The 22,474-nt window shown below is 70.6% G+C and carries 18 protein-coding genes and 2 pseudogenes; 11 read left to right on the top strand and 9 right to left on the bottom strand.

Features of this window, described 5'->3' with window-relative positions:
* Window position 1 precedes the first annotated feature (1 nt).
* The 7 genes from ACF9IK_RS09455 to ACF9IK_RS09425 all read left to right on the top strand — a co-directional run bounded on the left by ACF9IK_RS09455 (window position 2) and on the right by ACF9IK_RS09425 (window position 7,740).
* Window positions 2-1,162, top strand: a complete 1,161-nt coding sequence (locus tag ACF9IK_RS09455; protein WP_395293795.1) for a protein-L-isoaspartate O-methyltransferase family protein — start codon at window positions 2-4, stop codon at window positions 1,160-1,162.
* Entirely contained in the window at window positions 1,132-3,264 is a 2,133-nt protein-coding gene (locus tag ACF9IK_RS09450) for a prolyl oligopeptidase family serine peptidase (RefSeq protein ID WP_395293794.1), read from the top strand. The genes ACF9IK_RS09455 and ACF9IK_RS09450 overlap by 31 nt, the downstream gene beginning before the upstream one ends.
* The gene (gene cysC, locus ACF9IK_RS09445; protein WP_395293793.1) at window positions 3,261-3,821 is read left to right on the top strand and encodes an adenylyl-sulfate kinase; all 561 of its coding nucleotides are present in this window, start codon (window positions 3,261-3,263) and stop codon (window positions 3,819-3,821) included. The genes ACF9IK_RS09450 and cysC overlap by 4 nt, the downstream gene beginning before the upstream one ends.
* Complete coding sequence (cysD, locus tag ACF9IK_RS09440) at window positions 3,818-4,759, top strand: sulfate adenylyltransferase subunit CysD (RefSeq protein ID WP_395293792.1); 942 nt, start codon at window positions 3,818-3,820, stop codon at window positions 4,757-4,759. The genes cysC and cysD overlap by 4 nt, the downstream gene beginning before the upstream one ends.
* 2 nt (window positions 4,760-4,761) lie before the next feature.
* Window positions 4,762-6,075, top strand: coding sequence for a sulfate adenylyltransferase subunit 1 (locus tag ACF9IK_RS09435; protein WP_395293791.1), 1,314 nt, complete (start codon window positions 4,762-4,764; stop codon window positions 6,073-6,075).
* A complete protein-coding gene (locus tag ACF9IK_RS09430; RefSeq protein WP_395293790.1) occupies window positions 6,072-6,830 on the top strand; it encodes an ABC transporter ATP-binding protein in 759 nt (252 codons plus the stop codon). The genes ACF9IK_RS09435 and ACF9IK_RS09430 overlap by 4 nt, the downstream gene beginning before the upstream one ends.
* Before the next feature lie 145 nt (window positions 6,831-6,975).
* Window positions 6,976-7,740: an ABC transporter permease gene (locus ACF9IK_RS09425; RefSeq protein WP_395293789.1), complete on the top strand. Its 765-nt coding sequence runs from the start codon at window positions 6,976-6,978 to the stop codon at window positions 7,738-7,740.
* A 14-nt stretch (window positions 7,741-7,754) separates the two neighbouring features.
* On the opposite strand, the gene ACF9IK_RS09420 is transcribed toward ACF9IK_RS09425, so the two are convergent.
* From ACF9IK_RS09420 to ACF9IK_RS09410, 3 genes are all read right to left on the bottom strand, one after another.
* Entirely contained in the window at window positions 7,755-8,243 is a 489-nt protein-coding gene (locus ACF9IK_RS09420; RefSeq protein WP_395293788.1) for a helix-turn-helix transcriptional regulator, read from the bottom strand.
* A 403-nt stretch (window positions 8,244-8,646) separates the two neighbouring features.
* Window positions 8,647-9,915 (bottom strand): ISL3 family transposase, encoded by a 1,269-nt coding sequence (locus tag ACF9IK_RS09415; protein WP_395292264.1) that lies wholly within the window; start codon window positions 9,913-9,915, stop codon window positions 8,647-8,649.
* A complete protein-coding gene (locus ACF9IK_RS09410; RefSeq protein WP_395293787.1) occupies window positions 9,882-11,114 on the bottom strand; it encodes a hypothetical protein in 1,233 nt (410 codons plus the stop codon). The genes ACF9IK_RS09415 and ACF9IK_RS09410 overlap by 34 nt, the downstream gene beginning before the upstream one ends.
* Window positions 11,115-11,249: 135 nt before the next feature.
* Between ACF9IK_RS09410 and ACF9IK_RS09405 the strand changes: the two genes are divergently transcribed.
* On the top strand, window positions 11,250-12,698 hold the full coding sequence (locus tag ACF9IK_RS09405) for an IS1380 family transposase (protein ID WP_395292307.1): 1,449 nt from the start codon (window positions 11,250-11,252) through the stop codon (window positions 12,696-12,698).
* A gap of 146 nt (window positions 12,699-12,844) precedes the next feature.
* On the opposite strand, the gene ACF9IK_RS09400 is transcribed toward ACF9IK_RS09405, so the two are convergent.
* On the bottom strand, window positions 12,845-13,702 hold the full coding sequence (locus ACF9IK_RS09400) for an AAA family ATPase (protein WP_395293786.1): 858 nt from the start codon (window positions 13,700-13,702) through the stop codon (window positions 12,845-12,847).
* Window positions 13,703-14,351: 649 nt separating this feature from the next.
* Between ACF9IK_RS09400 and ACF9IK_RS09395 the strand changes: the two are divergent.
* A pseudogene (locus ACF9IK_RS09395) lies at window positions 14,352-14,477 on the top strand (IS5 family transposase); the annotation flags it as partial.
* Window positions 14,478-14,479: 2 nt separating this feature from the next.
* Window positions 14,480-14,710, top strand: a pseudogene (locus ACF9IK_RS37030) (transposase); the annotation flags it as partial.
* A 28-nt stretch (window positions 14,711-14,738) separates the two neighbouring features.
* Here ACF9IK_RS37030 and ACF9IK_RS09390 read toward each other — a convergent pair.
* Complete coding sequence (locus ACF9IK_RS09390) at window positions 14,739-16,001, bottom strand: ISL3 family transposase (RefSeq protein ID WP_395292190.1); 1,263 nt, start codon at window positions 15,999-16,001, stop codon at window positions 14,739-14,741.
* Window positions 16,002-16,083: 82 nt separating this feature from the next.
* On the opposite strand from ACF9IK_RS09390, the gene ACF9IK_RS09385 reads away from it, so the two are divergent.
* Window positions 16,084-17,370, top strand: a complete 1,287-nt coding sequence (locus ACF9IK_RS09385; protein ID WP_395298522.1) for an IS256 family transposase — start codon at window positions 16,084-16,086, stop codon at window positions 17,368-17,370.
* Window positions 17,371-17,558: 188 nt separating this feature from the next.
* Here the strand turns inward: ACF9IK_RS09385 and ACF9IK_RS09380 are convergent, their stop codons facing one another.
* The 4 genes from ACF9IK_RS09380 to ACF9IK_RS09365 form a co-directional block, all read right to left on the bottom strand.
* Window positions 17,559-18,989 carry a cellulose binding domain-containing protein gene (locus ACF9IK_RS09380; RefSeq protein ID WP_395293785.1) on the bottom strand — a complete coding sequence of 477 codons (1,431 nt, stop codon included), beginning with the start codon at window positions 18,987-18,989 and terminating at the stop codon, window positions 17,559-17,561.
* A 78-nt stretch (window positions 18,990-19,067) separates the two neighbouring features.
* Complete coding sequence (locus ACF9IK_RS09375; RefSeq protein WP_395293784.1) at window positions 19,068-20,639, bottom strand: beta-N-acetylhexosaminidase; 1,572 nt, start codon at window positions 20,637-20,639, stop codon at window positions 19,068-19,070.
* A 57-nt stretch (window positions 20,640-20,696) separates the two neighbouring features.
* A complete protein-coding gene (locus tag ACF9IK_RS09370) occupies window positions 20,697-21,551 on the bottom strand; it encodes a carbohydrate ABC transporter permease (protein WP_395293783.1) in 855 nt (284 codons plus the stop codon).
* Entirely contained in the window at window positions 21,548-22,474 is a 927-nt protein-coding gene (locus tag ACF9IK_RS09365; RefSeq protein WP_395293782.1) for a carbohydrate ABC transporter permease, read from the bottom strand. Before ACF9IK_RS09365 ends, ACF9IK_RS09370 begins: the two co-directional genes overlap by 4 nt.

Here is a 22,474-nt window from a genome sequence, read left to right as displayed (position 1 = left end):
GATGCCCGTCACGTCGTTGAAGCAGCTTCCCTTTCTCCCCTACACGAAGAACTTGACCGGACAGCTCATCGCTGCCGGCTGTGTGCGGTCCGCGGCGGTGGCCGAGGCCTTTCTGCAAGTGCCCCGGCATCGCTTCCTGAGCGGCTTCTACCCCGCCGCCGGGAGTGGGCGCGTGCAGGTGACCGAAGACGCTCCCCCGGAGCTGCTCGAGCTGGCCTACTCGGACTCGACCGTCACCACCCACCGTCTCGGGGACGGCGTGGGCCACAGCAGCAGCTCCCAGCCGTCCGTCATGGCCGAGATGCTCGAACTCCTCGAGCTGCGGCCGGGTCTTCGGGTCCTGGAGATCGGCGCCGGGACGGGATACAACTCGGCCCTGATCTCCCGCATCACGCAGGCTCCGGTCGTGACCGTGGAGGCCACGCCCCAGGTGGCCGCCGAAGCCGCCGAGGCCATCGCGGCGAACGGCTTCGACGACCTGGTGCGTGTGGTCGCGGGCGACGGCTACCTCGGCTGGGCCGACGGAGCGCCGTACGACCGTGTCATCGTGACGTGCGGGATCGCCGGGGCCGCCGAGACCTGGTTCGAACAGCTTGCCCCGGACGGCTTCATCCTCGCCCCCGTCGCACACGGGGGTCTGCACCCGCTCATGCGCATCGAGAACGGCGGGGACACCCCCACGGCCCGGGCGATCTCCATGGCGGACTTCATCACGGCGGGCGGCCCTCTCTACGCGGGCGGCCGCCACACGCCGGAGAGCCGCAACGTCGCGCTTCCGACCGCCGAGCGGTCGGTGGCCAATCACGTCCCCGTCGATCTGCCGGCGGTCGGCGGGTACGACGACCTCTGGTTCCATCTCGCCACGCGCGACACGCGGACTACCAAGGTCCATCTTCCGGGCAGCTCCTCCGGCACGGTCTCGTGCGGCCTCGTGAGTGAGGACGACGCCTCTGCAGTCCTGCTCCAGCGCGGCAGCACGCAACTGGCCGGCCCCGCGTCAGGGCGCCTCGCGGCGGAAGCGGAGACCGCCGTCACCGAGTGGCTCGCCCTCGGGCGCCCCCGCCTGGCGGACCGGTCCTGCACGCTGCGCCGGACCGGGGACGAGACCCGCCCCATCTGGGTCCCGGCCCAGTGGACCGACGGAGGGCGGGGCGCGGAGTGACCCGCAGCTCTCACGGCCACCCCGCCGCAGAGCCCCTGGACCTTTGCGAAGACCTCGGCGGCGTTCGTGTCCCCGATCCCTACCGTTGGCTGGAGGATGCCGAAACCTCGGCCACACGTGCCTGGCGGCGGGCTCAGCGGGACCTCTTCGCAGCCGAGCGGCAGCGCTGGGACTCACGGCGGCACTTCGCCCGGGTGCTTCCCGATCTGCTGCCGGAGCGGCTGAACCTGGCCACCGTGTCGCGTGGCCGCCGTGAGTTCTTCTGGCGGCTGGACCGCCGACACGAGCATCCCGTTCTCATGGTGGCCGAGGAGGGCACCGAGCGCGTCCTGGCCGATCCGGCCGCCCTGGACGCGTCCGGGAGTCTGGTCATCACGGCCTGGCACCCGTCGGTGGAAGGCAACCTGCTCGCCCTTCAGTTCGCCCGCGGTGGCAGGGAAACGGGCATGCTGTGCGTGATCGACGTCGCGACCGGCCAGGTCGTCGACAAGGCGCTGACCGGGATCAGGAACTCGGGCGTCGCCTGGGCTCCCGGGGGGAGCACCTTCTACTACGTGGGCCAGCCTTTGCCCTCTACGGCATCGATGCCCGGGAGTGAAAGGGCCGTGATGCGTCATCGGGTCGGCACACCGCAGAGTGCCGACACGGTCGTGCGACCCGCTGCGCCGCACGCGGCCGGTCCCTACTCGGTCGCCCCGACGGTGGGCGATCGCTGGCTCGTCGTGACATCGGCCGACGCGGACCGGCCCGACCGGCGCTGGACGTGGCTCGCTGACCTGGCCGGGGACCCGGTGGAGCCCGCCCTGCGCCGGGTGGCGCTGCCCGACGCTCAGATCCGGGCGGTGCGCGAGGACGGGATCTACATCCTCACCACGCACAGCGCGCCGAACGGCAGCATCCACGTGGCCGACGTGCGCTCCGAGCGGTCGGTGGCCGACCCGACGGCCTGGCGCGAGATCGTCCCCGAGTCGCCCGAGGAGATCCTGGAGGACTTCGTGGTGCTCCAGCCCCCGGACCGGTCTCCTGCAGCCCTGCTCGTCCACCGCCGACGGCATGCGGCCTCCCGTCTCGCTCTGCACCGACTGGACAGCGGTGAACACGTGCAGGAGATTCCGCTGCCCGGCTACGGGGACGTGCGCAACCTGCGGAACACGACGGAGCCGATCGCGGCTCTGGAGTACTCCGACCACGCCTCCTCGGTCCGGACCCTGCACTACGTGCCCGGCCGGCCGCGGCCCTCGGTGCTCGAACCGGGCACCGACTGGCTCGACGGCAACTCGACCGTCATGACCACGCACGTCGAGTACACGTCGTCGGACGGCACGGCCGTTCCGCTGCGCATCGTGTCTCGGGTGGGCAGACCCCGTACGTCGGCGCCGACCGTTCTGAGTGTCTACGGCGGCTTCGGTGTCACCCAGGCACCGGAGTACGCGCCGGGTATCCGTGCCTGGGTGGAGGCGGGTGGCGTCTTCGCGATCGCGGGCGTCCGCGGTGGCGGCGAGAACGGGGTGTCCTGGCATCGGTCGGGCCGACGGGAGAACAAGCAGAACACCTTCGACGACGTGATCGCGGCAGGCCGGTACCTCGTCGCACAGGGCTGGTGCACGAAGGCACAGTTGGGTCTGCACGGCGCCTCCAATGGCGGTCTGACCGTCGGGGCGGTCCTGGTACAGCAGCCCGGCCTGTTCCGGGCCGCGGTGTGTGCCGCCCCGCTGCTGGACATGGTGCGGTACGAGCGGCTGGGTCGTGGTGCCACGTGGAGTTCGGAGTACGGCAGTGCCTCGGTGCCCGAGGAATTGTCGTGGCTGCTGTCCTACTCGCCCTACCACCAGGTGACCCAGGGAACCGCCTACCCGGCGGTGCTGTTCTCGGTGTTCAACGGCGACGACCGAGTCGACCCGGCCCACGCCCGCAAGATGTGCGCGGCGATGCAGCGGGCGACGTCCTCCGGTGCCCGGATCATCCTGCGCGAGGAGGACGAGCTGGGTCACGGTCTGCGAACGCGGACGGCCGAGCTCTCGCACACCGCCGACATGCTGGCCTTCCTGGCGACGGAACTCGGGCTGCGCGTTCCCCCGACGCCTCAGGAGCGCGACCGATGACACACACCGCCTACCCGAACCCGGCTCCGGGAGGCACGGTGTGGCTGACCGGGCTGCCCAGTGCGGGCAAGACCACGCTGGCCTTCGCGCTGGCAGAGCGGCTGCGCGCCGAGGGCCGCGCGGTGGAGGTCCTGGACGGCGACGAGATCCGCCAGTTCCTCTCCAAGGGCCTCGGCTTCTCCCGCGAGGACCGGCACACCAACGTGACCCGGATCGGCTTCGTCGCTGAACTGCTGGCCTCCCACGGGGTGACGGTCCTCGTGCCCGTGATCGCCCCGCATGTCGCCGGCCGCGAGGTGGTCCGCGACCACCATCGGCGGGAAGGAACCGCGTACCTGGAGGTGCATGTCGCGACACCGATGGAAGTCTGTGCCGAACGGGACGTCAAGGGCCTGTACGCCAAGCAGGCGGCCGGCGAGATCTCCGGCCTGACCGGCGTGGACGACCCGTACGAGGCCCCGGCCGCACCGGAGTTGCGCCTGCAGACGCAGGGCCGCGCGGTCGCCGAGTCCGCCGCCGAGCTGCACGCCTTCCTGACCGAGAGGGGTCTGGCATGACCACCGCGACCGACAGCCCGGTCCGCACCCACGACGACTCCCCTTTCGCGCTGTCCCACCTGGACGCGCTGGAGGCCGAGTCGGTGCACATCTTCCGCGAGGTCGCGGGGGAGTTCGAGCGCCCGGTGATCCTGTTCTCCGGCGGCAAGGACTCCATCCTGATGCTGCACCTGGCGCTCAAAGCCTTCGCCCCCGCACCGGTGCCCTTCTCCCTCCTGCACGTCGACACCGGGCACAACTTCCCCGAGGTCATCGCCTACCGCGACCGGACCGTCGCCGAGCACAACCTGCGCCTGCACGTCGCCCACGTCCAGGACTTCATCGACGACGGCCGGCTGCGCGAGCGCCCGGACGGCACCCGCAACCCGCTGCAGACCGTGCCGCTGCTCGACGCCATCGAGAGCAACCGTTTCGACGCGGTGTTCGGCGGCGGGCGCCGCGACGAGGAGAAGGCCCGCGCCAAGGAGCGCGTCTTCTCCCTGCGCGACGAGTTCGGCGCCTGGGACCCGCGCCGCCAGCGCCCCGAGCTGTGGTCGCTCTACAACGGCCGCCACGCCGTCGGCGAGCACGTCCGGGTCTTCCCGCTGTCCAACTGGACCGAGCTGGACGTCTGGCAGTACATCGAGCGCGAGGGCATCGACCTGCCCGAGATCTACTACGCCCACGAGCGGGACGTCTTCGCCCGCGGCGGCATGTGGCTGACCGCCGGCGAGTGGGGCGGCCCCAAGGACACCGAGCCCGTCGAGCGGCGCCTGGTGCGCTACCGCACCGTCGGCGACATGTCCTGCACCGGCGCCGTCGACTCCGATGCCACCACCATCGAGGCCGTGATCGCCGAGATCGCCGCCAGCCGCCTCACCGAGCGCGGCGCCACCCGCGCCGACGACAAGCTGTCCGAGGCCGCGATGGAAGACCGCAAGCGCGAGGGGTACTTCTAGCCATGACGATCACTCAGGACGCAACCGCCGCCTCGCTGCTGCGCTTCGCCACCGCCGGCTCCGTCGACGACGGCAAGTCCACCCTGGTCGGCCGCCTGCTGCACGACTCCAAGTCGGTGCTCGCCGACCAGCTGGAGGCCGTCGAGCACGCCTCCCGCAGCCGCGGCCAGGACACGCCCGACCTCGCACTGCTCACCGACGGCCTGCGCGCCGAACGCGAGCAGGGCATCACCATCGACGTCGCCTACCGCTACTTCGCCACCCCCCGGCGCCGGTTCATCCTCGCCGACACCCCCGGGCACGTGCAGTACACCCGCAACATGGTCACCGGCGCCTCCACCGCCGAACTCGCCGTCATCCTCGTCGACGCCCGCAACGGCGTCGTCGAGCAGACCCGCCGGCACGCCGCCGTCGCCGCCCTGCTGCGCGTGCCGCACGTGGTGCTGGCCGTCAACAAGATGGACCTGGTCGACTACGCCGAGCCCGTCTTCGCCGCCATCGCCGCCGAGTTCACCGCCTACGCCGCCTCCCTCGGCATCAACGACGTGGTAGCGGTGCCGATCTCCGCCCTCGCCGGCGACAACGTCGTCGAACCCTCCGCGCACATGGACTGGTACGGCGGCCCGACCCTGCTGGAACACCTGGAGACCGTCCCGGTCGGCAGCGACCCCAGCGCCGAGCCCGCCCGCTTCCCGGTCCAGTACGTGATCCGCCCCCAGACCGAGCAGCACCCCGACTACCGCGGCTACGCGGGCCAGCTGGCCTCCGGCGTGCTGCGCGTCGGCGACCCCGTCACCGTGCTGCCCTCCGGGCTCACCACCACCGTCGCCGCCATCGACGCCCTCGGCCGCCCGGCCGACCTCGCCTGGGCCTTTCAGTCGGTCACCGTCCGCCTCGCCGACGACCTCGACATCTCCCGCGGCGACCTCATCACCGCCGGAGCGACCCCCGCCCCCACCAAGGACATCGAGGCCACCGTCAGCCACCTCAACGAACGCCCGCTGCGCGCCGGGGACAAGGTGCTCCTCAAGCACACCACCCGCACGGTGCGCGCGCTCGTCAAGGAGATCTCCTACCGGATAGACATCGACACGCTGGAGCAGCGCTCCGGCGCCGAGGGGTTGAACGTCAACGACATCGGCCACGTGAAGCTGCGCACCGCCGAGCCGCTGGCGCTCGACACCTACACCGACAACCGCCGTACCGGATCGTTCCTGCTGATCGACCCGGCCGACGGCACCACCCTCACCGCCGGCATGGCGGGCGCGTCGTCCATCCGCGTCGTCCGCTCCGGCGACGGGTGCACTCCGGCATGACGGCGAGCAGAATCGCGATCGAGCTCCGAGCGGTGTCGAAGGCCTACGGATCGGCCGACTGCGGTCCGCCGGTGATCGACGGTCTCGACCTGCGAGTCGCTGCAGGGGACTTCGTCTGCCTGCTCGGCCGGTCGGGCTCCGGCAAGTCGACGCTGCTCAATCTGGTGGCGGGCCTCGACCGGCCGTCCTCGGGCGAGGTACAGGTCCACGGGGCCGGTCCGGCGATGCTCTTCCAGGACCACGCGTTGTTCCCTTGGCTGAACGCCGGCGAGAACGTCGAACTGGCCCTGCGCCTGCGCGGGAGGGCGAAGGTCGATCGGGCGGCCGAGGTGGACAGGCTGCTGCGACTCGTACGCCTCGAGGGCATGTCCGGGCGCCGGGTCCACGAGCTGTCCGGTGGGATGCGCCAGCGCGTGGCACTGGCCCGTGCACTGGCGCAGGGTTCCGACATCCTCCTCATGGACGAGCCCTTCACCGCGCTGGACGCGACCACCCGCAGTCTTCTCCACGCAGAACTGATCCGCATCTGGACCGATCAGCGGCTCACCGTTCTGTTCGTGACGCACGACGTCCACGAGGCCGTTGGACTCGGTAGCCGTGTCGTGCAGTTGTCCTCGCATCCCGGCCGGGTCGCTCGGGAGTGGTCTGTGGGCCTCTCCTATCCCCGGCGGTCCGAGGATCCGGCCGTCAGGACGCTCACGCTGGACATCACCGCTCGCCTGCAGGAGGAGGCCGGACGCCATGCCCGTCCGTGACGACGTCGTCCGGCCGGACGCCCCGAGCACGGTGCCGTCCCCGGGGCCGCCCGCATGGGCCGACGCCCCCGCCACGGCCGGCCACACTCAGGCTGTCCGCATCGCACGAGCCGCCGTGCTTCGCCTTCGGGCCCTGTCGGTCAAGGTGGCCGCACCGCTGGTGACCCTCATCGTTGGGCTCGCCACCTGGCAGACGGCCTGCACGCTGCACTGGTCAGCCGTCCTTCCCGCACCCGCCGCAGTCGGGCGTGACATCGCCGACGCGTGGGTGAGCGGAACCCTGGGGCCGGCACTCCTGCACAGCCTTCGGCGATGCCTCCTCTCCTTCCTGTGCTCGGTGGGTGTCGGAATGCCCGTCGCCCTGCTTCTGTTCCGGTTCACCGTCCTACGCCGGGCCGTCGGCCCCGTCCTCGGCGCCATCCAGTCGCTGCCTGCCGCCGCACTGGTACCGGCAGCCGTCATCTGCTTCGGCGCTTCGGAGAGCGCCGTCTACTGCGTCGCTCTGCTGGGCGCCGTCCCGTCGATCGCGGTCGGGATAGTCTCCGCCCTCGACCAGGTCCCCCCGCTGTTCGTACGGGCCGGCCGGTCGATGGGTGCGACGCGCCTCACCTTGGCACGTCGCATCCTGTTCCCCGCCGCGATGCCGGGCGTCGTCGCCGCCCTCAAGCAGGGCTGGACGTTCGGCTGGCGAGCGCTCATGACGGCAGAGCTCATCACCAGCACCCTCCCGGGAATCGGTCAGTTGCTCGATACCGGACGAAGGACGGGGAACCTGAGTCTGACCCTGGCGGTGACCTTCGTCATCCTCGCCGTCGGTGTCGCGGCCGAAGCTGTCGTCTTCCGTCCGATCGAACGTCGTGTCCTGCGCCGACGTGGCCTGCCGGTGGCCGAGGGACCGAACGGCCGGTGATCCGGCGAGCGGCTTCAGGGCATGCGCAGTCCGGGCGCACCGGATCCTCCGCTCAGCGCCGCGCCGAGATCGTTCCGCCCACTGATCTGCAGCTTCCGGTAGACGTGAGTCAGGTGGAACTCCACCGTGCGACGGGTGATGCCGAGACGGCTGGCGATCGCCCCGCTGTCCAGTCCCTCCGCCGCCATGGCGGCGACACGTCGTTGGCGGGGAGTCAGTGAGGCGGGACCGGTCTGGGAGAGACGGCGTGGGCGGGCCCCCGCGGCCAGCAGCCCCTGGTGCGCCTTCCGCATCGTCCGCGCAGCGGAGGCTGCCTGAGCGATGCCCAGCGCGCGACGCAGGTGCTCGCGCCCGACCTCCTTGTCGCCGCTTCGGGACAGCAGCTTTCCAAGAGCGGTGAGAGAAGAAGCGAGTTCGACGGGGTCGGAGGCGCTCTCCAGCAGTGCGACCGACTCCTCCAACTGTGCTTGCGCCGCACTGGGCGGGCCGACCAGTGCAGACACCCGCAGTGCCCGCGCGGTGGTGACCGGAGCGCCCCAGGTTCGGGCCTGTCGCAGTTCCTGCGCGGCGTACTCCCGGGCCGTCTCCGGTCGCCCGAGCCGGTGCTCGATGAGCGCCGCCTTGGAGCGCCACGCGATGCGGCCGGGATTGTCGCCCCACCGGTCGTGCTGCAGACGGCCGCACGCCTCGAGGTCCCTCAGGGCCTCCTGCCACCGTCCCTGGACGGCGAGAAGCGATGCCCTGGCCTCCAGGAGGCATGGCCAGAACCGGTTCTCCGGATTCGGCGCTGCGGCGAACCGACGACCGATCAGCTCCGCGGCATCGACGTTCTCGCACTCCAGCTGCAGGTGAACAGCTGACGCGGCGATGCAGGGCCAGTAGGGGCTCTTCTGCCTGATGTGTGGATCATGCTGGAGCGGGTTGGCGTCCTGGCAGTGTCGGGCGTTCGCCGCCGAGGGTGAGCATGACGAGGGCGATGACCGCGTCGGCGGTGCGGAAGCCGAAGCCCCGGCGGATGATCAGTCTCGTTTTGGTGTTGGTGGACTCGATCAGCCCGTTCGACAGCCTCTCGACCAGGGCGTTGACGATGGCCTCGCGGTGGCGGCGGACTCTGCGGCCGAGCTCGACGAACACCTCGATGCGGCTGCGCTGCGCCCACGACAGCCACCGGTCCAGGGCGTCGACGGCCGCGCCGGCGTCCTGCTCGCGAGCGATGGCGAAGACCGTGCGCAGGCCCTCCTTGAGCAGGTAGGCGCGGTGCAGCCGAGGGTCGGAGGTGGCGATCCAGGTCAGTTTGGCCTGCTGGCGGTCGGTGAGGTCCTCCGGGTTCTTCCACAGGGCGAAGCGGGAGTCCTTCAACGCCCGGGCGGTGGCGGCGTCCCGGGCCTGGCGGCGGGCCCGGTTCCACGCCGCGCGGCGCTCGGCGTCCAGCGCCTCGGTGGCCCAGGCGACCACGTGGAACGGATCCATCGCGCGTACCGCCTGCGGTGCGTGCGCGGCGACGGTGTCCGCGATCCACTGCGCGCCGTCGGCGGAGACGTGCGTCAGCCTCGCGGCCCGCTTCGGGCCGAGCGCGGTGAAGAAGGCCTCCAGGACGGCGCGGCCGTGTCCGTCGGCCATCCACACCACCTGCCGGGTGTGGTGGTCGACCACCACGGTCATGTACCGCTGCCCCTTGCGGTAGGAGATCTCGTCGACGCCGATCCGGCGCAGGCCCGCCAGCCGGTCGAGACCGGCATCGCGGTCGGCCACGAACCGCTCCACGATCGCTCCGACCGTACGCCAGGAAGTGCGCATCAGCTGCGCGACCGCGGACTTGGAGCACTCCGTGGCCATCCAGGCCGCCTGCTGGTCGAAGGCACGGGTGTGGCCGGCGCCGTGCCGGGCCCAGGGCACGGCGGCCGTGACCACCCCGTGCTCGCGGCAGGCCACCCGGGGCGCATCGGCCTCCAGGAACACCTGGGTGGTCCCGGCGTCCAGGCACCGCCAGCGCCGCCGCCCCCGCCCCTGGTCGTAGCCACGCCCGGGACGGCGGCAGACCCCGCACCGACCCCGCTCCCGGGTCGTCGGGCGCACCCGGGCGACCAGCACGCCGGAGTCCTGGTCGATCTCGACCTGCTCGACCACGGCCCGTTCGACCGTCAGCAGCTTCTTCCATATCCTGTTCGCAGACACGCCGTCTTCCTGCATGTGGATCTTGACCTCAGAGACCAAGAACCATACGCAGGAGACGGCGTGTTTCGCGTATCAGCCCAGCTCAGAGCACCCACACATGCGGTCGAAGAGCCCCAGTAGGGATGGGTCTCGTCGGCGAGGCTGAGGGCGTACTCCATCTGCTGACGGGCCTGAGGGAGCTGCCCGGTCCGGTGGAGGATCCTGGCGCGCAGCGCCGCGACCGCCGCGCGCACCGCGGGGGGCTGTCCGTCGACGCTGCTCTCCCGGAGCCCGCCGGACCAGCAGCGAGCTGCCTCCAGCCGGTCCGCGGTCAGCAGGGCCGCGACGGCGTTGATCGCGGTCAAGTCGGTCTCCGCAATGGCCCCCTGCAGCGCCTCTCCGGCCAGGAGCGCGGCACGGTCCGCACCACCTGGAGCAACGGTGGAACGCACCGCGAGTGCGGCGAGCAGTGCGCTCTTCTCGGGTGTCCTGCTTGCCGCGTCGCTGTCGTGTTCGTGCCCGAAGGGGAGGTCGAGGCTCTCGGGCGCGCCAGCGTCGGTGAGCAGGGCACGCCCGCTGAGGATTCGCGTGAGCAGCGGTTCGTTGTCGGGTGTCTCGGCGACGGCGCGGTCGAGCAGCGCGAGGGCACGCTGCGGCTGCTGCAGTTGGACGAGCGCCTGTGCGAGGAGCGGGACGAATCCCGCGCGTGCCGCCGAGTCCCGGATCAGCTGTTCGGCCTCGCCGAGATGCCGCACGCACGCCGCCGTGTCGGTAGCGGCCTCGGTGGTCCCCAGCTCCACGAGTAGCTGCTGCCGTGTGTCCTGCGACGAGGCCTCTCCGAGGGCGTGCCGGAGAAGGCGGGTAGCGGCCGTCACCTCGCCGCGCTCGGACGCGCCGCGGGCGCCGACGCGCAACGCGTCGATCCGCCAGGGCTCTTCGGTGCCGGAGCTCGCGGCGATGTGCCGGGAGAGCCGCTCTGAGTCGGCTTGAGACTCGTACAGTGCGTGGGCGGCTGCGGCGTGGGCCGCTGCCTGGTTGTCGGCGGAGAGTGTTCCGGCCAGTGACTCCGCCACCAGGGAGTGCGGGAAACGACGTGGTGGTCCGGCCAGGAGGAGTCCGCTGCCGATCAGCACGGTGACCGCGTGGTTGATGGACGAGCGTTCCGTTCGGCTCGCCGCCTGGAGGATGTCCAGGGGGGTGTCGGCGCCCAGTGTGCCCATCAGGGCTGCGGTCTGACCCGAATCCGCAGGTAGTGGCGGAGGCTGGTAGCTGATACGACGACAGGTGCGCCTTCGGTTTGAGAAGATTGAGGTTCCTACGCCTAATCGACTCGAACGTGAAAGTGCACCTGTCTGGTGAAGACGATATCGCGTCGCCGTACCGCCTCCCGTACTCCCGGTGGTCGCTGGACCCGTCTGAACGCCCAGGTGGGCGGGGTGGACGGGTCGCTGACCGAGAACGGCGGCCTGCTGCTGGTTGCCGAGCTGGACCGGGTGCTGGGGGTCACCGCCGCGCTGGACGCGGGGATCGGCCCGGTCAAGGAGCGCGACCGGGGCCTGTCCGGGGGCGAGTTCGCGCTGGCCTGCGCGGTGGTGCAGCTGACCGGAGAGGACCACCTGGTCGGCTTCGACCGTCTGCGCGCGGATGCGGTCGGCGAAGGGCTGCTGCCCGCACCGGTCCCGGCTGCTACCACAGCCGCCACGCTCGCGGCCCGGTTCGGGCAGCCGCAGCGGGAGGGCGTGGAGACCGCGTGCGCGAAGCTGACCGGGCGGGCGCTGGCAGCGCTGCCGGTCACCGAGCGGGCCCGGATCCTGTCCGGGCGGGTGACCGTCGACCTGGACGCGAAGGACGTCGAGGTGTTCTCCACCCGCAAGGAACAGGTGGTCCGCTCCTACAAGGGCGAGATCTCCGCACGGGTGCACGCCGCGCACTGGGCCCAGGCCGGCGTGGTACTGGTCGCGGACCTGCTGGACGGCCGCTCCGACGGCCGCACCCACGCCCTCGGCCAGATCGACCGGGCCGTGGACGCCGTCCGCGCGGCCAACGCCACAGGACAGGTCCTGTTCCAGGGGGACACCGGCTACTTCGCGGGCAGGGTCGCCGAGAAGATCGTGGCCCGTGGCGCGTTGTTCCGGCTCGGCGTCCCACGCAGCACGGCGCTGTGGCGAGCGGTCGCCCGCGTGCACGAGGACGACTGGATCGACGCCCTCGACTATCCCGACGCGCAGGCCGCCCTGCTGGACCACGCACCGGCCGGCTGGCCGGAAGGCACCCGGGTGATCGCCCGACGAGTCCGCTACGACGCGGCCGACCTCTCGGCCGACGCGCGCTCGCGTCGCTCGCGGACCGTCGGCAGGGACCAGCTCGCCCTGGTGCTGGACGGCATCGCCGATCAGGCGTTCGCCTACTCGTTCTTCACGACCAACGAGGTGCTGGACCTGGACGAGGAGATCGCGCTCGCGGAGTGGGAGTTCCGTCGCCGCACCGAGGTCGAGGAACTGTTCCGCGACACCGCCCACGGCGCCGGCCTGAACCACCTGCCCTCCGCGTCCCACGCCGTCAACGCCATGTGGATGTGGGGCGCGCTGCTGGCCTACAACCTCTCCGCCTGGCTGCAGATGCTCGCACCCATCGGCACCGCACGCCGTCGCATCGCCACCGTCCGTCGCCTGCTCATCGCCCGCGCCGCCCGGTTGACCAGCACCGGTCGCCGCCGTCGGCTCCGGTTCACCGCCGCAGCGGCCAGCCTGATCGGCCAGACACTGGCCCGCATCCGAGCCCACCGCCGCCTCCAGTCCGCCTGACCGACCGCCCCGACCGGTCCAGAATCACCCGCCACCGCCTTGGAAAGCCGCCCACCCGACGCGCCAGCCGGGCCATTGGCCTACCCACATACCCCACACTCCAGCCGACGACCAGCCAAAGAGATCAACTGACAGGCCGTCGGCCACTACCTGCGGATTCGGGTCTGAAGGACCTCTGGCGACTCCCGGCGCAGCACATTGCGCAGTGCGACCGGCAGCACCAGCGATCCGATGGCGGCCAGCCCTGCCAGCTCTGCCGCGTGTGGCGCCACCCCGGCTCGTGCCAGCTCGCGGACCAGTTGCGCCAGGACAGCCGGATTCCCCCCGCTCAGCGCGTGGCAGGCCGTGCTGAACGGGTCGTCGGGACGGTCTCCGAGAACGTCGTTCAGCAGTTGAGAGACGCCTACGACGGTCAGGGCGGCGGGCTGGATCACTCGACACGCCGGATGCAGCATCAGCTCACCGGCGAGGTCGTACCCGGTGGTCGGCGCCAGGCCGCGTGATCCGACCGCCAGGAGAACGGGGACCTCTCCCAACCGGCGAGCCAGAAAGGCCAGCCAGGACGCAGACTGCTCGTCCGCCCACTGGACGTCGTCCACCACGAGCGCAACCACCTGACGCTCCGCCAGGCGTAGAACCGATGCGCAGAGCCCCTCCAGCACGTCGAACGCCGCCGGGGTTCCTCCGAAGCCGCTCGCCTCCTCCAGTAGCCCAGTCAGGTCCATCCCGTCGGGATCGTGCACCGCGAGCGCCGGGGCCAACAGCTGACGAACCACACCGAACGGGAAGTCCCGCTCGATCGCGCTGCAGCGCGCTCTGAGAACAGCCGCCCCCTGTGAGTGCGCCCCTCGATCGAGGGCGTCCAGAATGGCGGTCTTCCCGATGCCCGGCCGGCCGTCGACGACGGCCACCGCCGAGCGCCCGGAACCCAACTCGGCCAGCAGAAGCTCGAATTCCTTCGATTCCTGCTCCCGATCGACAAGAGGAACATGGAACTCCGCCAAAGCGCTTCCCCCCGAAGCCGCAAACGAAACATGCTGCACGGGAGACCGGAATTTGGCACCCGCTAACGAAACATCAACTTAACACACCGTGCACATCTGCACCCGGAGAGTCAGAGCCGACAGCCTTGCGAACGCTTGACCTAGGACCCTGCCGCCCGAAGGATTGCGGTGTCAGTCCAGCGAATGGGCCGCGCATTATGGCGCTGCGGGCGGCAGCAGCCTGTGAATGAACTGCAGTACAGCAAGGCTTCGGGTTTGTGGATCGAGCTGGGTGCCTCGTCGGCCGGTCGGAGTGCCCTCTCGGCATCGCTCGCGATGTTCACGGATTCTCCACAATTGGTGCGCGGGGCTCACATATAACGTGCACGAACACCTCTCTCCGGCGGGGGCGGACCCAGGCGATGGTGCGGACTTCCTAAATGCCAACTAGCCGCCAATTGGGAATTCATTGGAAGGATTTGCCGGAAATATCTTACAATTCCACTCAAGGTCGTCCCGGCAGGTGCTGTGAGGTCCGTCCCTGGCGGATCGCCCAAACCCAGTGCCACGGGCTGTCCGCCAGCAGAACGTGACGGCCGCGGCGCTCGGTGGCATGCGGCAAGGGCTCCGCCAGGCGCCCCCGCTCGTCACCAAGCTGCCGGTGCGACAGCAGCGGCTTCGCGGCGCCCTCGCCGAGTACGGTCTCACCGTCCTCGCCTTGGTCCTGGCGATCGTCAAGCGCGGTGACGACATGCGCGGCTTCGTCGTGCTGCCCAGGCGGTGGATCGTGGAGCGGTTTGCGTGATCCACCTGATCCGCTCCTCGCTGTGGCGGGCCTCCAGCCGGGACCACTCCATGCTGGCGCCGGCGCTGAAGGCGGTCTACATCGCGCCGACCGAGTAGGACGCTGAGCAAGCCCTGGAGGAGGTCGCCGCCTCCGACCTGGGCGCTCGCCGCCCGGTGGTGCGGACCTTGCGGGCTACGTGGATCGAGTTCACGCCCTATCTGGCGTTCCCACTGGCGAAAAGGGGCTCTTCTGCTGGATCCGTGGGCGCGATCAGGTGAGTTGGCGGCGGGGCAGGGTGGGTCGGTTGCCGTCGAGGGTGAGCATGACGAGGGCGATGACGGCGTCGGCGGTGCGGAAGCCGAAGCCTCGGCGGATGATCAGACGGGTCTTGGTGTTGGTCGACTCGATCAGCCCGTTGGACAATTGCTCGGCGATCGCGGCCGTGATGGCCTCGCGGTGCCGTTTGATCTTCCGGCGCAGGTCCAGGAAGGCGGGGATGCGGCAGCGCTGGGCCCAGGCCAGCCAGCGGTCCAGCGCGGCGACGGCAGCCGCCATGCCCTCGGCCTTCGCGATCCGGTAGACCATGCGCAGGCCCTCCTTCAAGAGGTAGGCGCGGTGCAGACGGGGGTCGTTGGCGGCGATCCAGGCCAGCTTCGCGCTCTGGCGCTCGGTCAGGTCTTCCGGGTTCTTCCACAGCGCGTGGCGCGAGTGCTTCAGCCGGCGGGCCAGGTCGGGGTCGGCGGCCTGGCGCCGGGCCCGGTTCCAGCTCGCGCGGCGTTCCTCGTCGAGGGCGTCGGTGGCCCAGGCGACGACGTGGAACGGGTCCATCGCCCGGATCGCGTTCGGGGCGCGCTCGGCCACGACGTCCGCGATCCACTCCGCGCCGTCCGCGCTGATATGCGTCAGCCGATGGGCCCGTTGCTCGCCGAGAGCGTCGAAGAAGCGGCGCAGGACCTCCTTGCCGTGGCCGTCGGCCATCCACACCACGTGCCGGGTGTCGTGGTCCACGACCACGGTCATGTACTTCTGCCCCTTGCGGTAGGAGATCTCGTCGACGCCGATCCGCCGCAGCCCGGCGAGGCGGTCGATCCCGACGTCGGCGTCGCGCCGGTAGCGGGTCAGGATCGCGCCGACAGTGCGCCAGGCGACCCGCATCAACTGCGCGGTTGCCGACTTGGAGCACTCGGTGGCCAGCCAGGCGACCTGCTGGTCGAAGTCACGGGTATGCCCGGCTCCGTGACGGGCCCAGGGCACCGCCGCGACCACCACACCGTGCCGCGTGCACGACACCCGCGGAGCGTCAGCCTCCAGGAAGAGTTTCAGGCCGGCCGCGTCCAGGTGCCGCCAGCGGCGCCGGCCGTCCCCGGCATCGAAGCGGGGGCAGCGCCTGCCGCAGACCCCGCAGCGGCGACGCGCCCGACCCCGCAGACGCACCGCGACCACGATGACCTGGGACTCTTCCTCGAACCAGGCGTCCTCCGGCGCTGCCTCCCCGCATCCGACCAGTGCCTTCAATACGGTGGTGAACCGCACGCCGTTCTCCCTGCGCGTCTGATCCGGGTCTGTACGGTGACCGGTGTATCTCCCGATCAAGGAAGAGCACCTGATGAGCGACGTGATCGCCTCGGTTGAGGCGGTTGAAGAGGTCCGGCCGGTCGAGCTGTCGGCGGACCTGCTGGACGAGCAGTTGATCGGGCAGCTGGTCGACCGGGCCCGCGCGAGCGGGCTCCAGTTGACCGGCGAGGGCGGGCTGCTGCAGCAGCTGACCAAGCGGGTGCTGGAGTCCGCCCTGGAAGGCGAGATCACCGACCACCTCGGCTATGAGAAGCACGACCGGGCCGGTGCGGGCAGCGGCAACAGCCGCAACGGTGTGCGGGCGAAGACCGTGTTGACGGACGTCGGACCGGTCGAGATCGAGGTGCCCCGAGATCGCGAGGGCAGCTTCGAGCCGCAGATCGTCAAGAAGCGCCAGCGGCGGTTGACCGGCGTCGACGAGATGGTGCTTTCCCTGTCCGCCCGGGGCCTGACACACGGTGACATCTCCGCGCACCTGGCCGAGGTCTACGGGGCGAGCGTGTCCAAGTCGACCATCTCCACCATCACCGACAAGGTCATGGACGGGATGGCCGAATGGCAGAACCGCCCGCTCGACGCGATCTACCCGGTGATCTTCATCGACTGCATCCACGTGAAGGTCCGCGACGGGCAGGTCGCCAACCGGCCGATCTACGTCGCTCTGGCCGTCACCGTGGACGGCACCCGCGACATCCTCGGACTGTGGGCCGGCGACGGCGGCGAGGGCGCCAAGTACTGGCTCCAGGTCCTGACCGAGATCAAGAACCGCGGCGTCGAAGACGTGTGCATGGTCGTCTGCGACGGCCTCAAGGGCCTGCCGGACGCCATCGGGGCGGTCTGGCCGCAGGCCATCACCCAGACCTGCGTGGTCCACCTCATGCGGGCATCGTTCCGCTACGCGGCCCGCCAGGACTGGGACAAGATCTCCCGCGCGCTCAAGCCGATCTACACCGCGCCGACCGCCGACGCCGCCGAGGAACGCTTCCTGGAGTTCCAGGAGGAATGGGGCGCCAAGTATCCGGCGATCGTTCGGCTCTGGTCGAACGCCTGGGCCGAGTTCGTGCCGTTCCTCCAGTTCGACGCCGAGATCCGCCGGGTCGTCTGCACGACCAACGCGATCGAGAGCGTGAACGCCCGCATACGCAAGGCCGTCCGCGCCCGGGGGCACTTCCCGAACGAGGCCGCCGCGCTCAAGTGCGTCTACATGGCCGTCATGAGCCTGGACCCCACCGGCCAGGGACGCAAACGCTGGACCATGCGCTGGAAGCCCGCGCTCCAGGCCTTCGACATCGCCTTCGACGGCCGACTCTCCATCGGCCGCCGCTAACTCACACAACACGAGATACACCAGTCGCTGGACACACCCGATGCCAGCGGTTGTCCAGGTTGTTCGTCAGGCGCGGCGCGTCCCCACCCACCGGGTCTGAGCGCTACCTGGATCCGGCGGGGCGGGGCGGGGCGGGATGGCGACCGCCGTGGATCCCGTCCTGCCCCGCCGCTTCGCGACCCCGCGGGTCAGGAGGCCGGGACCTCGTCGACGAAGGTCGTGCCGGCGCTGCGCAGGGCGGCGAGCTTCGCCGTGACCTGGGCCGGGGTGAGGACCTGGTCCTTGACGTGGAGGACGTAGTCGACCTGCTGGTCGTAGGCGCGCGGGGTGGTGGAGGTCTGGCCGTTGAGGTCGATCAGCCACTGGTTGAAGTTGATCGACATCGGGCGCTCGGGCAGGTACGCGGCGTCGTGGGTGCCGAAGTGCTGGCCGTCGATGTAGTAGGCGATCTTGCTGTTGTCGATGGTGACGACGAGGTCGTGCCAGCCCGCGAAGCTCGCACGGCTCTCGCTGTGCTGGTTGACGGCCTGCCACGGGTCGGGGTTGTAGGTCTCCCAGGAGGTCGTGTAGAGGATGTTGCCCTGCTCGCCCCAGCCGCCGTTGGGCAGGTACTCGAAGTCGTACTCGGCGTAGTCGTCGGCCATCGGGGACTTGAGGTCGTTGATGGTGAAGAAGGTCTGGACGATGCGGTCGCCGTCGGGGCCGTACTTGGGCGCGTCGGAGAACTTCACGCGGGCGGCGTAGGTGCCGTTCTTGAACTTCGTGGCCTTGGTGAGGACCTCGGTGTGGGTGGTGGTGGCACCGGTGCCGGCGGAGGAGGTCTCCAGGTTCATCACCGTGTTGCCGCTCTGGTTGACGAAGGTGACCTTCGACGGGTCCCAGGTGGCGCCGGGGACGCCCGGGCCGCCGGCGTTGGAGCGCACAATCCAGCCGTGGCCGGCCAGGGCCGGGTCGGTGTGCGAGGTGTAGGAGAAGTCGTCGAACAGGATCTTGCCGCTGCCGGCCGGCGGGTCGGTGGGGGTCGGCGGGTCGGTCGGCTCGTTCCCGGCGGGGGCCGTGCCCCACACGGTGGCGCCGGCGATCTGCGCGGTGACCTTGATCCAGTCCGCGTAGCCGGTCTGGGTCCCGCTGAAGGAGTAGTCGTCGCTCTGGGTCAGACTCCGCCAGTTGGACTGGTAGAAGCGCAGCTGCATGTCGCCGGTGTCGGCACCGGGGGCGAGCGAGCCGGCCCCGGGGGTGAAGCCGATCTCCAGGTAGCGGTCGGCCGTCGCGGTCGGGTTGGCGAGCGTGCCGAAGGTGCCGGTGATGACCGAGCAGCCCTTGACCGCCCAGGAACAGGCGAACCGGTAGGAGGCGGTCGGGGAGTCCGCCTTGAAGTAGTAGCGGATCTTGACCTGGCTCAGCTGGACGGTGGTGGTGCCGGTGTTGCGCAGCTTGAGCCAGGGCTCGGTCTGGTCGGCGGTGGCGCCGCCGGCGCTGGTGCGGTACTGGACGGCCAGGCCGTCACCCGCGGAGGCGGACGCGGTGTCGAGGGGCATGGTGGCCAGGGCCGCGCTGCCCACCAGGGTGGCCAGGGCGAGGGCCACGCGGGTGCTGCGGTCGGTGCTTCGGGTACTCATTCCGACAGTTGCCTTTCGTTCGCTCCCGCCGTCTGCGGGAGGGTGCGTGGGGGTGTGCGGGATGGAGCCGCGACGACGTCACGCGGGGACGGGTGCCATCCGGGCCTGGAGGGTGTCTTGGGGCACGCCGAGCGCGGCCAGTCGCGCCCGGTGCCCCTCCAGCCGGGTCCGGAAGTCCTGCCAGTCGTCGGTGGAGTCCCACACCCGCTCGGCGAGTGCGCACAGGCGGGGGTAGGTGAGGTATTCGATGTGCTCGGGCGTCGGGACGAACTCGGTCCACAGCTGTCCCTGGGTGCCCAGGACCTTCCCGGCGAGCAGCGGTTCGCCGGGCGGTGGCAGCAGGTCGACGCCGTACACGGTCCGCAGGTCGATGGAGTGGCCCGGCTGGCCGGGGGGTTCGGCGGGGCCGGGGTCGCGTGCGTAGTCGAAGTAGGTCGAGCGGTGGTCGGTGTGGATGACGTCGTGCCCCCGCCGGGCGGCCGCCCAGGCGTGCTGCGGCGTGCGCCAGCTCATCACCGTGCAGGACAGGGGCAGGGTGGTGCCGTTCTCGGCCCACGCGATCGGGCGCCGGCCCGCCCGTACGACGTGGTCGGCCATCCGGGCCATGAACCAGCCGTGCAGTTCCCGCGGGCCCGACAGCCCTTCCTGCGCGGCCCGGGCGATCGCGGCTGGGCTGGCCTCCCACTCCTGGGTGGGGACCTCGTCGCCCCCGATGTGAACGTAGGTGGAGGGGAAGAGGTCCATCACCTCGTCCAGGACCGTGCGGAAGAAGTCGAGGACGTGGTCGCCGACGCCGAGGACGTTCGGGCACACCCCCCAGTGCGTCCACACATCGAGGCGCGCGTCCGGGTGGTTGCCCAGTTCGGGGTGGGCGGCGAGCGCGGACCTCACGTGCCCCGGCACCCCGACCTCCGGGACCACGGTCACGCCGCGGGCGGCCGCGTAGGCGATGAGGTCGGTGAGCTCGGCGCGGGTGTACGAGCCGCCGTGCGGGCGGCCGTCGAAGCGGGTGCTGCCGGCGGGGCCGACCATCGACTGGCTGCGGTGACCGCCGATCCCGGTGAGCCGGGGGTAGGCGTCCACCGGCATCCGCCAGCCCTGGTCGTCGGTGAGGTGCAACTGGAAGACGTTCAGCTTGTGCAGGGCGAGGAGGTCGACGAAGCGGCGCAGGTAGGACACCGGCTGGAAGTGGCGAGCGACGTCGAGCAGCATGCCGCGCCAGGGGTGGGCGGGCACGTCCGTGATCTCCAGGCCCGGCAGCTCGACCCCGGTCCCGGACGGTGCCGACAGGCCTTCGTACGGCAGGAGTTGGCGGATCGTCTGGACGCTGCGCAGCAGTCCGGTCGGACCGGCGGCGCGCAGCAGGACGCCGTCGGGGCCGATGGTCAGCCTGTACCCCTCCTCGCCGAGTTCGGTGAGGGCGGGGTCGAGGGCGAGGACGAAGGCGCCGTCCTCGGCGTGCTCCAGGCGAAGTCCGGTGGCGGGAACGAGGTAGCCGCGCAGGAGGTCGGCCGCTCCTTCCGTGCCGGGGGCGACGCGCAGCCGGGTGGTGTCGTCGAGGCGGTACCGGCCGGGGCGCGGGGTGAGCCGGCTCGGGCGTGGGACGAGGGAGAGGTCGGGGGGTGGGGGCGTGGGGCTCAGCGGATCCACGGGGTGTCTGTCTCCGGTGTTCGGCGGGGCACGGAAAGCGGGTTGTCGAGTGCGGGTCTAGCCCTTGACCCCTCCGGCGGTGAGGCCGGAGGTCACATGGCGCTGGAGAGCGAGGAAGACGATCAGCGCGGGCAGCGCGAAGAGGGTGGAGGCCGCCATGGTGGCCCCCCAGTCCGTGCCGAACGTGGTCTGGAAGGAGGAGAGCCAGACCGGCAGGGTGCGGCTGTCCTGCTGCTTGATGATGAGGAAGTTGGCGTAGGTGAACTCGTTCCAGGCGGTGATGAAGCCGAAGAGCGAGGTGGCCATCAGGCCGGGGGCCAGCAGCGGGAACGCGACCCGGCGGAAGGCCCCGACCCGGGTGCAGCCGTCGACCTGCGCCGCCTCCTCCAGTTCGGGCGGGATGCCGGCGATGAAGCCCCGGAGCACGACCACGGTGAACGGCAGCGTGATCATGAAGTAGACCAGGGTGAGCGTGGGCAACCGGTCCAGCATGTTCGTGTCGCGGGAGATGATGTAGATCGGGATGATCAGCGATTCCCACGGCGCCATCTGGGCGATGAACACCGCCACCATGAACTGCCGGCGGCCGCGCCACCGCAGCCGTGCCACGGCGTACGCGGCGCCGAGCGCGACCACCAGTGCCAGGAGTACGGCACCGAGGGTGACCAGGATGCTGTTGCGCCAGAACAGGGCGAAGTTGTCGGCCTGGATCGCGGTACGGAAGTGGTCGAAGGTCCACTCCCGCGGGATCAGGCGGGGTTCGTAGGACTGGATGTCCCGGGACGGTTTGAACGCGGTCGCGACCATCCAGTAGACGGGGAAGAGGCAGATCGCCACCGTCAGGGCGGCCGCCGTGTACAGCGGGAGCCGGCGCAGCGCGCGCCGCGGAGCGGGCCTGCGGGTCGTGGTCACAGGTGCTCCCCTTCCTGGCGGAACACTTGGCGGAAGTAGAGGACGAGGACACCGCTCATCAGCAGGACCGTGACCATGGAGGCGGCCGCTCCGAGGTCGTAGCGCTGGTTGGCGAGCGCGGTCTGGGCGGCGTACACCGGCAGGATGGTGGTCGCGTCGCCCGGTCCGCCCCGGGTCATCACCCAGATCTGGACGAAGGCCTTGAAGGTCCAGATCACCTCCAGCGAGAGCACGAGCATGAAGATCGGCCGCACCAGCGGGAAGGTGACGGAGCGGAAGATCCTCAGGCCGCCGGCGCCGTCGAGGCACGCGGATTCGTAGAGCTCCTCGGGCACGGTGGTGAGGGCCGAGTAGAGGGTGATGGCGGCGAACGGCACCGACTGCCACACGACGAGGACGACGAGGATCGTGAAGGCTGCGTGGCCGTTGGCGAACCAGGTGTAGCCCTCGAAGGAGGTGAAGCCGAGGTCGGTGAGGATCTCGTTGACGATGCCGAACTCGGACTGGAACAACCACTGGAAGACGGTGGTGGCGGCCACCACGGGGACCGCCCACACCAGCACCAGCGAGCTGATCACCACGGCCCTGCCGATCCTGCCTAGGCGTTCGATCATCAGCGCGACCAGCGTGGCGAGGACCATGATGAGGACGACGTTGACGGCCATGAACAGGAACGTGCGGCGCACGACGTCCCAGAACCTCGGGTCGGCCAGCAGGGTCTGGTAGTTGCGCAGCCCCACGAACTCGGCGTCGCCCCTGATCAGTTCGCGCAGCCGGAAGTCCTGGAAGGAGATCAGCAGGGCCCGGCCGAAGGGGTAGAGCAGGAGGTAGAGCATGCCCAGGACCGCCGGTGCGATCAGCAGGTACGGGCCGAGGGAGGGGCGGCGCCTGCGGGGCAGGCGCCGGGAGTGCTCGGTGGTCAT

This window comes from Kitasatospora hibisci (genome assembly GCF_043950205.1).
Taxonomy (GTDB): Bacteria; Actinomycetota; Actinomycetes; order Streptomycetales; family Streptomycetaceae; genus Kitasatospora; species Kitasatospora hibisci.
Note: the sequence above shows the minus strand (reverse complement) of the source record. Positions and strands in the feature narration are given on the sequence as shown.